This window comes from Actinomyces massiliensis 4401292, from assembly GCF_000269805.1.
GTDB classification, from domain to species: domain Bacteria; phylum Actinomycetota; class Actinomycetes; order Actinomycetales; family Actinomycetaceae; genus Actinomyces; species Actinomyces massiliensis.
The window spans coordinates 1,788,079-1,800,782 of the sequence record NZ_JH711481.1 but is presented as its reverse complement, the minus strand read 5'-3'; the positions used below and the strand labels follow the sequence as shown (position 1 = coordinate 1,800,782).

General features: G+C 68.6%; 13 protein-coding genes. 3 read left to right on the top strand and 10 right to left on the bottom strand.

The annotated features are described in order from the left end of the window. Positions 1-97 precede the first annotated feature (97 nt). Positions 98-1,399, top strand: coding sequence for a low temperature requirement protein A (locus W5W_RS0107700; protein ID WP_017194982.1), 1,302 nt, complete (start codon positions 98-100; stop codon positions 1,397-1,399). A gap of 168 nt (positions 1,400-1,567) precedes the next feature. On the opposite strand, the gene W5W_RS0107695 is transcribed toward W5W_RS0107700, so the two are convergent. Further along, the gene (locus W5W_RS0107695) at positions 1,568-2,308 is read right to left on the bottom strand and encodes a hypothetical protein (protein WP_238533285.1); all 741 of its coding nucleotides are present in this window, start codon (positions 2,306-2,308) and stop codon (positions 1,568-1,570) included. Positions 2,309-2,460: 152 nt separating this feature from the next. On the opposite strand from W5W_RS0107695, the gene W5W_RS0107690 reads away from it, so the two are divergent. Continuing rightward, positions 2,461-3,108 (top strand): hypothetical protein, encoded by a 648-nt coding sequence (locus W5W_RS0107690; RefSeq protein ID WP_017194980.1) that lies wholly within the window; start codon positions 2,461-2,463, stop codon positions 3,106-3,108. Further along, a complete protein-coding gene (locus tag W5W_RS0107685) occupies positions 3,105-3,416 on the top strand; it encodes a transcriptional regulator (protein ID WP_017194979.1) in 312 nt (103 codons plus the stop codon). Before W5W_RS0107690 ends, W5W_RS0107685 begins: the two co-directional genes overlap by 4 nt. A gap of 406 nt (positions 3,417-3,822) precedes the next feature. Here W5W_RS0107685 and W5W_RS0107680 read toward each other — a convergent pair whose 3' ends face one another. The 9 genes from W5W_RS0107680 to rlmN form a co-directional block, all read right to left on the bottom strand. After that, positions 3,823-4,779 (bottom strand): GNAT family N-acetyltransferase, encoded by a 957-nt coding sequence (locus tag W5W_RS0107680; RefSeq protein WP_017194978.1) that lies wholly within the window; start codon positions 4,777-4,779, stop codon positions 3,823-3,825. Positions 4,780-4,817: 38 nt separating this feature from the next. After that, the gene (ispG, locus tag W5W_RS0107675) at positions 4,818-5,999 is read right to left on the bottom strand and encodes a flavodoxin-dependent (E)-4-hydroxy-3-methylbut-2-enyl-diphosphate synthase (protein ID WP_008731217.1); all 1,182 of its coding nucleotides are present in this window, start codon (positions 5,997-5,999) and stop codon (positions 4,818-4,820) included. 30 nt (positions 6,000-6,029) lie between these two features. Next, positions 6,030-6,626 carry a hypothetical protein gene (locus W5W_RS0107670; RefSeq protein WP_029574161.1) on the bottom strand — a complete coding sequence of 199 codons (597 nt, stop codon included), beginning with the start codon at positions 6,624-6,626 and terminating at the stop codon, positions 6,030-6,032. Positions 6,627-6,782: 156 nt separating this feature from the next. Then, positions 6,783-7,325 (bottom strand): hypothetical protein, encoded by a 543-nt coding sequence (locus W5W_RS0107665; RefSeq protein WP_008729360.1) that lies wholly within the window; start codon positions 7,323-7,325, stop codon positions 6,783-6,785. Positions 7,326-7,438: 113 nt separating this feature from the next. After that, a complete protein-coding gene (locus tag W5W_RS0107660) occupies positions 7,439-8,050 on the bottom strand; it encodes a hypothetical protein (RefSeq protein ID WP_017194975.1) in 612 nt (203 codons plus the stop codon). A gap of 30 nt (positions 8,051-8,080) precedes the next feature. After that, a complete protein-coding gene (locus W5W_RS0107655) occupies positions 8,081-9,373 on the bottom strand; it encodes a M50 family metallopeptidase (RefSeq protein WP_017194974.1) in 1,293 nt (430 codons plus the stop codon). 51 nt (positions 9,374-9,424) lie between these two features. Continuing rightward, on the bottom strand, positions 9,425-10,714 hold the full coding sequence (gene dxr, locus W5W_RS0107650; RefSeq protein ID WP_017194973.1) for a 1-deoxy-D-xylulose-5-phosphate reductoisomerase: 1,290 nt from the start codon (positions 10,712-10,714) through the stop codon (positions 9,425-9,427). Between the two features lie 119 nt (positions 10,715-10,833). Further along, on the bottom strand, positions 10,834-11,379 hold the full coding sequence (locus W5W_RS0107645; protein ID WP_017194972.1) for a DivIVA domain-containing protein: 546 nt from the start codon (positions 11,377-11,379) through the stop codon (positions 10,834-10,836). Continuing rightward, positions 11,376-12,644 carry a dual-specificity RNA methyltransferase RlmN gene (gene rlmN / locus W5W_RS0107640; RefSeq protein ID WP_017194971.1) on the bottom strand — a complete coding sequence of 423 codons (1,269 nt, stop codon included), beginning with the start codon at positions 12,642-12,644 and terminating at the stop codon, positions 11,376-11,378. The genes W5W_RS0107645 and rlmN overlap by 4 nt, the downstream gene beginning before the upstream one ends. Positions 12,645-12,704 lie beyond the last annotated feature (60 nt).

Here is a 12,704-nt window from a genome sequence, read left to right as displayed (position 1 = left end):
ACCATAACCTTGCTGACGCCCAGTAGTCGAACAGCGGATATCTTCAACACCACCCGAGAACCGCCCGCCCACGCGCCCGCCGACAGGAACACTCCTCATGACCGATACCAGCGCACCCGGCGCACCCCGTTCAGCCACTGCAGTGCAGCACCCCCCTTCTGCGACCGCGGGCCGCTTCCTGCACTCCCTGACGCCCATGCGCTCACGCGACCCGCACGAGGAGCACCGGGTGGCCACTACCCTGGAGCTCCTCTACGACCTGACCCTGGTGATCGCCTTCGGCGTCAGCGGCGTCCAGATGGCGCACGCCCTGGCCTCCGGGCATGTGGCGGCGGGGCTGGCGGCCTTCGGGTTCGTCCAGTTCTCCACGATCTGGGCCTGGATGAGCTACTCCAGCTTCGCCTCCTCCTACGACACCGACGACTGGGGCGTGCGCCTGGGAGTCGCGGTCCAGATGGTGGGCGTCATCATGATGACCGCGGGCATCTCCGCGCTCTACGAGGGCTTCGAGCATGGATGGCAGCTGCACTCCGGAACCATGGTGGCCGGCTATGTGGTCATGAGGGTCTCGCTGGTCGCACTGTGGCTGCGGGCCGCGCGGGCCAACCCGGACCAGGCCCGCGCCTGCCGGATCCACGCCCTGTGGATCGCACTGGCCCAGGCGCTGTGGGTCGGCACCGCCTTCCTCCACCACCTCACCCCACTGGGGCTCTTCCTGGTGTCCGTGCCGCTGTTCGCCATGGAGCTGGGAGTCCCGGCATACCTCTTGAGCCGCTACGACCACATGGGCTGGCACCCGCACCACCTGGCCGAGCGTTTCGGCCTGCTGACGATCATCACCCTGGGCGAGGTGGTCGTCGGCACCGCGGAATCGGTCACGGCCCTGTACACCGAGCACGGGTGGTCGGCCTCAACGGTCGTGGTCCTGGCCTCGGGCATCTCGATCGCACTGGGCCTGTGGTGGGTCTACTTCGAGGTGCCCTTCGGCCAGATCCTCCATGAGCACCCGGCCAGGACCGTGACGGTGGCCTACGTCCACTTCATCCTCTTCGCCTCCCTGGCGGCGATCGGGGCGGGCCTGCACGTGGCGGCGCTGCGCGAGGAGGGCGAGTCCGTCATCTCCTCCACCGGGGCGGTCCTGAGCGTCGCGGTCCCCGTCGCCGTCTTCGTGATCGCCCTGTACGCACTCGTGGTCGCGGTGAACCTGCGCTCCCTGGGAGGAATCCAGCAGCTCATGCTGGGCCTGACCGTGGCGGCGCTCGCCGGGGCGGTGCTCCTGTCCCTGGCCGGCGTCTCCTTCGCAACCTGCCTGGCGATCATCGTCCTGGCCCCGTGGATCAACGTGGTGGGTGTGGAGACCGTGGGGCATCGCCACATGCAGGAGCGCCTGTCGGCATGAGCACGGCGAGCACAGTGAGCACAGTGAGCACGTGAAGCACGACACGAGCACAGACGAGCCCGGCGTCCTGAGCGGCGGACCCGCTTCTGAGCGGCAGGCCCACCGCCGACCGCTGCCCACCACAGTCGGCCACATCCGCCCCGGAGGAATCCGCAGCGCCCCGCCCGATCAGCGCTGCCGCCCGTCCGCACCGCCGTCCGGTGAAGGACCCTCGTCAGGAGCATCGGCGGCAGGCACGGGAGGAATGAGCCCGGCCCTTCTGGACTGCTCGAGGTATTCCCGATACAGGCAGTCCAACGCCTCGGCCATATCGACCCGGCCGTCCACTTCCAGCACGGTGTACTGCTCACTGGAAGACGGGTCGGGTACCGGCCCCACAGCGGGCGGCAGCTCGGGGCGGCGCAGCCGCCTCTGCTCCGCCAGGAGGCAGGCGCACTCGACGGGCGACAGCGGCATGGTGTCCATGGTCAGCGGCGCCGGCGGGAAGCCTTCTATCTTCGTGATGAGCCGGCAGTAATAGCGGCGAATGGGCCGTAGATGCCTCCATGGCCACGTGGAGTCGGCGAAAAGAATGAAGACATAATCGTGTGAGACGTTTGTGAATCTCATCTGCGCCGGGAGAAAGGCGAGCGTCTGCTCCCAGGGGATGAAACCGACTGAGATCATGGACGTGTTGTCCCACACGCCGCGGTCGTCGATGACCAGCGCGGTGCGCCCCAGCAGACGGATCCAGCCGATGGTCAGCAGCCCGAAGGCCGGAGTCCCCAGGATCCCCAGAACCAGGGAGATGATATGGGTGTACTTAATCCCCTGACGGAGAGCGTAGACGCACCCGGCCGTAAACGCCACACCGAAGAGCGCCCGCCAGAAGATGCTCCATCTGCGAGAGTTGATGATCACCGGTTCCACGCCCCTATGCTGGCACGCAGACACCCGCTCCGGGCTGCGACGCCATGGAGAGCGCTCCCCGATTTTGCACGGCGAGCCGGTCGGCATACACTGAATCCGGAAGTTTGATCGGCAAACCACTTTGAGATTTTTCATTTGCTGAGGAGAGTTCTATGAGCCCCGACGCCCCGCTCGATCCTCGTGCCGCCCTCGACACGATCAGCGATCAGCAGGCGACTCTCCGGCAGCGCACCCTTATCCGCTCCTCCCCTCTGCTCACCGCCTGGGGTCTGGCCTGGCTCATGGGCTACGGCGCCGGATGGTTGAGCATCCGACCCGACTACACCATGCCGGCGCTCCTGTGGCCGTTCTACTTCGGGTGCTTCGCGGCGGCCGGCGCCTACACCTGCATCTATATCCTCCGCCGCGCGCGGGGAGTACGCGGCGTCTCCAGTCGGGCGGGCGTCCGCTACGGCGCCGCCTGGGCGGGAGGCTTCATCCTCGGCCTGGTCATCATGAGCCGAGCCGGGGCCTTCCTCACCGCCCTCGGGACGCCCGAGGCCGAGGAAATGGGCATGATCCTGAGCAACGCCATCCCCTGCCTCATTATCGGCGTCCTGTTCATGGCCTGCTCCGCCATCTGGGACGAACCCGTCATGGCCTGGGTCGGCGGCTGGTTCCTCGCGGTCACCACCGCGGCCACCCTCGTGGGCGGGACCGGCCTGTGGGCGATCATGGCCCTGGCGGGCGGCGGCGGCGCACTCATCGCCGCGGCCACCGACGTCCTGCGAGCCCGAGCTGCGAGGAGGGCCGCACGATGAACGACCCGGTCGCGCCGCTCGACCCGGTCATCCACGCCCAGGCCAGGCTCCGCATCATGGCGACTCTGGCGGGCCTGCCCCAGGGCGATGAGATGGTCTTCCCCCGCCTGCGCGACCTGCTCGGCATGACGGCCGGAAATCTGTCCACCCACCTGGGCAAGCTGGAGGAGGCCGGGTACGTATCCCAGTCCAAGACCTTCGCGGGACGCACCCCGGCCACCTATCTCGCGCTGACCGCCAAGGGACGTGCGGCTTTCGAGGAGTACACCCGCGCACTGCAGGCGATGCTCGCCGCCGCCGGGCAGTGAGTCCCGAGCGGACACACAGATTGCCGCCGCTCACGAGGCCGGCGGCCATACGCCCAGGCCGCCTGCATGACTTGAGAAGACCGGTTCTGTCCGACTCGCTCGGACGCCTCTGGAGAACATGAACGTACCTTTGCCCCGTGAACGTACCTTTCTCTCATCCTTCTGACAGCAGAGCTCAGAAGGATGAGAGAAAGGTACGTTCACATGACCAACCGCCGTTGATGCTGACGGAGTACGCCGGGCTCACCCGCAGCCGCGGAGTCAATCATCAAGTCTGGTCGGGTTCGCACGGCCTGGGCGCCGGACCGGCCGCAGTGGACCGATCTCGATGCGGAGTGCTACCGATCTCGACGCAGAATACGACCGATCTCGAGCCGGAACTCGACCGATCTCGACGCGGCTAGAGCTAGAGCAGGATGGTCGCGAACATCCCCGACCGCTGGAATCCCAGTCGGTCGTACAGCCCCAGCGCAGCGGTATTGAAGTCATTGACGTACAGGCTCACGGCGCCGCCGGCGCGCATATGATCCCGGCGCACGGCGTCAACCACGGCGGCCAGCGCCGCCGTCGCAATCCCCCGGCCGCGCAGGTCGTCGCGGGTCCACACCCCGGTCAGTTGGACGACCGTGCCCGTGGGAGCGTCCCAGACCGCGCCGACGTCGGTCTTGAACGCCACCCGCCTCGGCCCTCCCGGCTGGGCGGGACGCCCCAGCCCATCATCGAGGAGGACATAACTGCGCCCCGTGGCGACCAGCCAGGACACATGCCGGGCGTAGGAGCCCCCCGCCGTCATCGGGTCATAGCCGAGCTCGCCGGAGAACATGGCCACTGACGCCGGCAGCACCAGCTCCTCCTCGGCCGAGCTCGCGGCGTGGAGGCCGTGGGCCGCCCACCGCAAGTCCGGTCGGCGCTGCAGGACCGTCTCGGCCAGGCCGCCGACGGGGCTGGGGGCCACCAGGACCGGCTGCCTCCACCGCTCCTCGCGCGCATGCAGGCCGGCGGCCGCCAGAGGGGCCCAGACCGCTTCGACATCCGCTGCCGCACCCATGATCGAGCCGCGCCGAGTCAGACGCAATCGGGCGTGATCCGCGATGGCGCGCGCTCCAGAGGGCCCCACGCCGTCGTGCCCGAGCGCGGGACGCGCCGCCAGGCCGAAGGGCATGAGGGAGCCGGTCGCCCATGCTCCGGCGACGGGCCGACTCGGACGTCCCAGGACGACGACATCGCCATCGCCCCAGCGATCCCACCGGCGCAACTGGTGAGCCAGGGCGACGGCGCAGACAGGATCGAGAGCGCACAGGCCCAGCAGCCCGTCGCGCTGGTGCGGACCGATGACATTCAGGCGCTGGCCGAAGAAGCTCACAATGACGACGGAGCGGGGTGGCGCAATCCCGTGATGCGTCAGGCGCTGGTGACAACGCTGGGCGACGTCCCCGCCAAGGCCGCCTCGCCCAGTTCGGAGCGCATCTGATCGGCCATCGCCTCGGCGTGCTCGAGGAGAGTCTCGACGACCCGGTCCTCGGGAACGGTCTCGACGACCTTGCCGCGCACGAAGATCTGCCCCTTGCCATTGCCGGAGGCGCAGCCGAGATCGGCCTCGCGGGCCTCGCCGGGACCGTTGACCACGCACCCCATGACGGCCACCCGCAGCGGGGCGGTGATCTGCTTGAGCCCGGTCTCGACCTCCTCGGCGAGCGTCCACACGTCCACCTGGGCGCGCCCGCAGGAGGGGCACGAGACGATCTCGAGCTTGCGCTCGCGCAACCCCATGAACTCCAGCAGCTTGGTGCCGACCTTGACCTCCTCCACCGGCGGTGCGGACAGCGAGACCCGGATGGTGTCCCCGATGCCCTGGGCGAGCAGGGTGCCGAAGGCGGCGCAGGACTTGATGGTGCCCTGGAAGGCGGGGCCGGCCTCGGTCACGCCCAGGTGCAGGGGCCAGTTCCCCTTCTCCGAGAGCAGCTGATAGGACTGGACCATGGTGACCACGTCGTGGTGCTTGACCGAGATCTTGAAGTCGTGGAAGCCGCACTCCTCGAACAGGCCCGCCTCCCAGGTCGCGGACTCCACGAGCGCCTCCGGCGTGGCCTTGCCGTACTTCTTGAGCAGACGCCGATCCAGGGAGCCGGCGTTGACGCCGATGCGCAGGGAGACGCCATGGTCGGAGGCGGCCTTGCAGATCTCGGCGACCTGGTCGTCGAACTTGCGGATGTTGCCCGGATTGACGCGCACGGCCCCGCAACCGGCCTCGATGGCCTGGAAGACGTACTTGGGCTTGAAGTGGATGTCCGCGATCACGGGGATCCGGGACTGCTTGGCGATGATGGGCAGCGCGTCGGCGTCCTTGTCGGTGGGGCAGGCTACGCGCACGATGTCGCAGCCGGAGGCCGTCAGCTCGGCGATCTGCTGGAGGGTGGCGCCGATGTCGTGGGTCTTGGTCGTGGTCATCGACTGGACCGTGATGGGGGCGTCTCCCCCGACGTGAAGGCTCCCCACCTTGATCTTGCGAGTGGGCCTGCGAGGGGCCAGAACGGGCCGCTCCTCACGGACGGTGGGAATACCAAGGGCGATGGCGTCAGTCACGCGCCCAAGTATGGACCTGATGACAGGCCGTCAGCCACACGCAGCGGGCCCCTGTGGTGCGGCTCCCGTGGGCGTGGGAGCCGTCTCAGCCTCGGCCTGCTCGTTCTTCCCCTCCTGCTGCGCCGGCTGCCGCGATCCGGCGACCGCCTTGTCGAAAGCCCTGTCGATTCTTCCTCTGTCGATGTCGACCAGAGCGGCCACAAGCGCCAGTGCACCAGACGCCAGCATGACCATCCCGAACACCTCCGTCAGTTCGTAGCTCAGCGAGCGCTCGAACTGTACGCCCATGACGGAGGCCAAACGCATGGCCGCCGATGTCCGATCCCCGTCGGAATAGACAGGGCCGTCATTCGGCAATACGACGTAGAAGATCGGCACCGCCAGAAGGTAGACGCTGAAGGGAAGCGTGCTGAAACCCAGGCGCTTTTCAGGCGAGCGCCTCACCGCCAACCAGGACAGCAACCAGAACAGAGCCTGGCCAGGCACACCGAAGAGCACCATGAAGAGAGACCCAGCCAGGCTGCGGACACCAATCACCCACATGGGAACACCGAAGAGCGCCATGCAGAAGAACACGGGCTGAAGACGGTAGAGCCAGCGGGGAAGAACTCTGATCAGACGACGCACCCCACACACGATAACGGCAATACCATCCCCTCAGAAGGGCAGTGACCGGTGCTGATGTCGATGCTAGGGCGACACCACAGACGAGACCTGATGACAGGCTGTCAGCCACACGCAGGGGGCTCCTGTGGCGCGACTCCCGTGGGCGTGGGAGCCGTCTCAACCCCCGGCCTGCTCGTTCTTCCCATCCTGTTGCGGCGGCTGCTCCGCCCTACTCGCTCTATCCAGGACCCTGCTATCCAGAGCCCTGGCTATATCGATCAGAGCGGCCAGCAGCGCCAGCGCACCGGCCACCAGCACCACTATGAGGAATACACCTGCCAGATCACCGCTCACCGCACGCGTGAGTTGCAGACCCATGACGGAAGCCAGCCGCATGGCGGCGGATGGCGGTTCCCCGTCGGGACCGTCAGAGACGACATCCGGCAGCGTGAAATATATGAGCGGCACCGCCAGAAGGTAGACGCTGAAGGGAATCGTGCTGAAACCCAGGCGCTTGTCAGGCGAGCGCCTGACCGCCAACCAGGACAGCAGCCAGAACAGAATCTGGCCCGGCACGAGGAACAGCACCATGAGGACAAACCCAACCAGTCCGACGAAACCCAGCTGCCCCCACATGAAGAAGCTGAAGAGCCCCAAGCACAGGAACACGGGCTGAAAACGGTAGAGCCAGCGGGGAAGAACTCTGATCAGACGACGCACCCTGCAAATGGTAACGGCAATACCAGACCCTCAGAAGGACGGTGACCGGTGCGGATGTCGATGCTAGGACGACACCGCGCCAGCGCGCAGAGACAGGACCTGATGACAGGCCGTCAGCCACACGCGGAGGGGTCCTGTGGCGCGACTCCTGTGGACGGTGGCGCGGCTCCCGTGGACGTGGGAGCCGTCTCAACCTCAGGCCGCTCGTTCTTCCCGCCCCGCTGCGCCGGCTGCCGTGATCCGGCGACCGCTTTGTCGAAAGCCCTGTCGATTTTTCCTCTGACGATGTCGGCCAGGGCGGCCAGCAGCGCCAGCGCACCGGACACCAGCATGACCATGAAGAATACATCCGCCAGATCATTGCTGACCGCACGTGTGAGTTGCAGACCCATGACGGAAGCCAGCCGCATGGCGGCCGATGGTGTTTCCTCAAACTGGGGGCCGGTGTTGGGTGCCGTGAAGTAGGAGAGCGGCACCGCCAGGAGGTAGACGCTGAAGGGAATCGTGCTGAAACCCAGGCGCTTATCAGACGAGCGCCTGACCGCCAACCAGGACAGCAACCAGAACAGAGCCTGGCCCGGCACGAAGAAGACCACCGTGAAGACCACCGCAAAGAGTCCGCCGAAACCAGTCATGCCCAGGAGGATGCCGAAAAGCGCCATGTAGAAGAACACGGGCTGAAAACGGTAGAGCCAGCGGGGAAGGGCTTCGATCAGACGACGCACCCCACACACGATAACGGCACTACCAGACCCTCAGAAGGGCGCGACGATATCCACCCAGATGAGCACCAGCGCCATGATGACCAGGGCGACGAACACGCCCTGCCCCACCGGCAGCATCCGGGCCGTGTCCACGGGACCGGGGTCGGGGCGCCCGCGCCAGCGCGCCCAGGCGCGCCTGAGCCCCTCCCAGCAGGCGCCGGCGACATGCCCGCCGTCCAGCGGCAGGAGCGGCACCAGGTTGAAGGCGAACAGGGCGAGGTTGAGCGAGCCCAGCAGGCTCAGCATCGACGACACTCGCGCGGAGAAGGGGATCCCGACGCCCTCGCTGGAGACCTCGCCCGCGATCCTGCCCACGCCCACGAGGCTGACCAGGCCTCCCGGGTTGCGCTGCTCCAGGCCCAGGCCCGCGGCCACCGAGTGATAGAGGCCGACCGGCAGGGTGAAGATCGCCTTGAGGGTCTGCCCCACCGCGACGGCGACCGCCCCGGGGATCTGGCTGAACGGCACCCGCACCGTGCCCTTGGCGGGCCCGATGCCGACGTAGGGCGCGGACTCCGTGGAGGTGGTGCCGTCCGAGGCGGTCACAGAGCGCTCAACCTCGACGGGGGTCACGCGCAGGGTCGTCTCGGCGCCGTCACGGCGCACGACGACGTCGATCGGCTCGGTCCCGCCGGCGAGGATGGCGGCCTGCACGTCGGTCCAGGCGGGGGTGGGCGTGCCGTTCCAGGAGATGATCTCATCGCCCGCCTGCAGGCCCGCGGTCACCGCGGGCGAGACGGGGTCGGTATCGGCGCACTCGGGTCCACTGGCGCTGCTGGAGGCGAGTTCGGCCGGCACGCAGGCGGACACCGATGAGATCGTGGAGGTGTGGGTGTACTGCCCGACCACGCCCAGAGCCAGCACGAGGCAGACGATCCCCAGAGCCAGGTTGGTCAGGATGCCGCCGGCCATCACCAGCAGCTTGCGCGGCACACTCAACCGGTAGAAGGCCCGGTCCTGCTCGTCGGGCCCCAGCTCGGCCAGGGACTCCTGGCGGGCGTCGGCCACCATCGAGCCGGGCTTGTCCACACGACCGGGCGGGGCCGGGGGCAGCATGCCGAGCAGCTTGACGTAGCCGCCGAGCCAGATCGCCTTGACACCGTACTCGGTCTCGCCGCGCTTCATGGACCACACGCGCGGCCCGAAGCCGATGAAGTACTCGGGCACCTTCACGCCGAATCGCTTGGCGGGGATCATGTGCCCCAGTTCGTGAAGCGCCACCGACACGGCGACCCCGACGATGAGGACGATGATGCCGAGGATGTAGGCGAGGGTCGAGCTCACGGGCGGCTCCTGATGCTGTGAAGAGGGTGGAGAGAAACTTGGGGGCGGGGCTCAGACCGAGCGCCCGGCGCGCCGGATGATGAGCTCGTCGGCGCGCCGGCGCGCCCAGGTCTCGGCGGCCAGCACGTCGCCCAGGCTCGGAGTCCCGCCGCGGCCGGGCGAGGCGCCCTCGTGCTCGCTCACGACGGCGGCATCGATCTCGACGATGTCCGCCCATTTCAGGCGGCCGGTCAGGAAGGCGTCGACGGCCTGCTCATTGGCGGCGTTGAGGACGGCCGGATGAGTCGCGGAGGCCGCCACCGCGCTCCGGGCGAGGTCGACGGCCGGGAAGGTTTCGGCGTCCAGCGGCTCGAAGGTCCAGGCGGTCGGCTCATCCCACCGGTTGGGGGCGACCAGCCCGGCCAGGTCGGGCCGCGCCGGCCAGGTCAGGCCCAGGGCGATCGGCAGGCGCATGTCCGGGGGCGATGCCTGGGCGATGGTGGCGCCGTCGATGAACTCCACCATGGAGTGGATGACCGACTGCGGGTGGACGACGACGGTGATGTCGGCCGGGTCGATGTCGAACAGGAGGTGCGCCTCGATCAACTCCAGCCCCTTGTTGACCAGAGTCGAGGAGTTGACGGTGACGACGGGCCCCATCGCCCAGGTCGGGTGCGCCAGGGCCTGCTCGGCGGTCACCCCGGCCAGCTCGGCGCGCGAGCGCCCGCGGAAGGGACCGCCCGAGGCGGTGAGCACCAGGCGGCGCACGTCGCTGCGCCCGGTGACCGCCGGGCTGGTCAGTCCCCTCTCGTGGCGGCCGGAGGCCAGGGCCTGGGCGATGGCGGAATGCTCGGAATCCACCGGGACGATCTGGCCGGGTCGGCGCGCGGCGCTCCTGACCAGCGCTCCCCCCACGACGAGGGACTCCTTGTTCGCCAGCGCCAGGCGCGCACCGGTGGCCAGCGCCGCCAGGGTGGGCCCCAGGCCCACCGAACCGGTGATTCCGTTGACGACGGTGTCCCCCTGGGCCAACTCCGCCCGGGAGACGAGCTCGACCGGGGAGTCCGGGCCGATAAGGATCTCCGCCACCGGAGCGGGGCGGCCCAGACGTTCGGCCGCCGCCCTCAGCGCGGTGCGCACGCGTGCCGCGACTCCCGCCTCGGATGAGGAGACCGCGATCCGCGGGACCGCGAAGGACACGGCCTGCTCGGCCAGCAGATCGAGGCGGGAGCCCCCGGCGGCCAGCCCCACGACCCGAGGTGCCCGCCCCGCGGAGCCCAGGTGAGTCACGACGTCCAGAGCCTGGGTCCCGATGGAGCCGGTGGACCCCAGCACGACCACCCGGGCGGGTGCGTGACTCATGCCTGTTCCTTCCTGAACGCGATGGATGCGCATACGACGCGCCGCCGCTCCGGCGCGGGCCCGCTCGGAGGCGGCGCGCCGCCGCCCGACCGGGCAGTCTCACTCGAACTGACTCGACCTCACTCGACGGACAGCAGGACCTCGACGACGCGGGCGAGGTAGCGGTCCACGCTCCGCTCGTCGTAGGCGGCGTCCTTCCTCGCGGCGGAGAAGGTCGCCGTGCGCACCTCGATGGAGGACAGGGCGGTGGCGGCATCGAAGTAGGAGGCGACGCGATCCATGAGCCGATCGACCTCGACCTTGGAGTACCCGTGCTTGTGGGCGGAGGCGAAGCGCGACCCGTGCGGCCGCAGCAGCCGCGGATAGAGGGTGGTGGCCAGCTGGGCGACCTCCTCCATCCAGGCCTTACGGCCCCGCTCGGCCACGAAGTCGGCCCGACGGCGCTGGAGGAAGGCCGCCTCGAGCCGGTCCAGCGCGGAATCGACGGCAGCGGGCTTATAACCGCCGCGCACGATGTCGAAGGCGACGGTGCGCACGCCCTCGGAGTCCATCTCGTCGAGCTCACCGGCATCATAGATCTCGTGAGCGGTCGTGAAGTATCCCTCGACCTGTTCACGGCGGTAGCCCTGCCGGAACAAGCCCGCCCTCGGGAACATGTCGCTCATGTTCTCGCCCTTTCCTGGTGGAGCACCTCAGTGGCCAGCTGGCCGCAGGCGCCTTCGATGTCACTTCCTCGAGTATCCCGTACCGTCGTCGTGATGCCTGCGCGCCTCAGCGTGTCGACGAAGAGATCCTGCACATCTGGTTCGGAGCAGGTCCAGATGGAGCCTGGTGTGGGATTGAGGGGAATGGGGTTGACGTGCGCCCATCCGCGGCCGCGGGAGCACAGTTCATCCGCCAGGCGCTGGGCGCGCCAGGCGTGGTCGTTCATGTCCTTGATGAGCGCGTACTCGATGGATACGCGCCGCCCGGTGGCGCGGAAGTAGTCGTAGGCGGCGTCGAGGAGCTCGCCCACCTTCCACTTGGAGTTGACGGGGATGAGCTCGTCGCGCAGCTCGTCGTCCGGGGCGTGCAGGGACACTGCCAGCGTCACCGGCATGCCCTCGGTGGCGAGCTTGCGGATCAGGGGCACCAGGCCGACCGTGGAGACGGTGATCGCGCGGGCCGACAGCCCGAAGCCCTCGGGAGACGGGTCGATGAGCCGATGCAGGGCGGCCACGACGTTCTTGTAGTTGATCATGGGCTCGCCCATGCCCATGAAGACGACGTTGGACAGGCGGGCGGGGCCGCCGGTGAGCGTCCCCGCCGCCGACGCCTGCGCGGCGTGGCGCACCTGCTCGACGATCTCGGCGGCCGACAGGTTGCGCGTCAGTCCCATCTGACCGGTGGCGCAGAAGGGACAGGCCATGCCGCACCCCGCCTGGGAGGAGACGCACAGGGTGGTGCGGTCCTTGTACCGCATGAGGACGGACTCCACGCGCACCCCGTCGTGCAGCTCCCACAGGTGCTTCATGGTGCGCCCCTGATCGGCGCGGAGCACGCGCACCTTGTGGATGAGATCGGGCAGGAGCTCGGCGCTCAGCTGATCGCGCAGACCGGCGGGCAGGTCGGTCATATCGGCGGCGTCACGGGTGAAGCGGGTGAAGTAGTGGCGCGAGAGCTGGTCGGCCCGGAAGGCGGGCAGGCCCGCCTCCTTCAGGGCGGCCTTGCGGCCCCTCAGGTCGAGGTCGGCCAGGTGGCGGGGGGCCTTGCCCCGCGCCGCGGGCACGGCGAAGGACAGGCGGGGGCGCGCGTCGGGGCTGGTGGCGCCCTCGGGCGGCTGGTCGGTGGGACGCACCTGAACCCGACCCGGCTCGGGAGCCGTCGGTCCGCGTCCGATGACAATGGGCGCGGGCCGGGGCCTGTGGCCGCGGTCGTGCGTGGTTCTCACGGGTTCGGTGCTCCTGTCGACGATGGGCGGACGGCTGTTGAAGGGCTGCTTCCTGTCGGA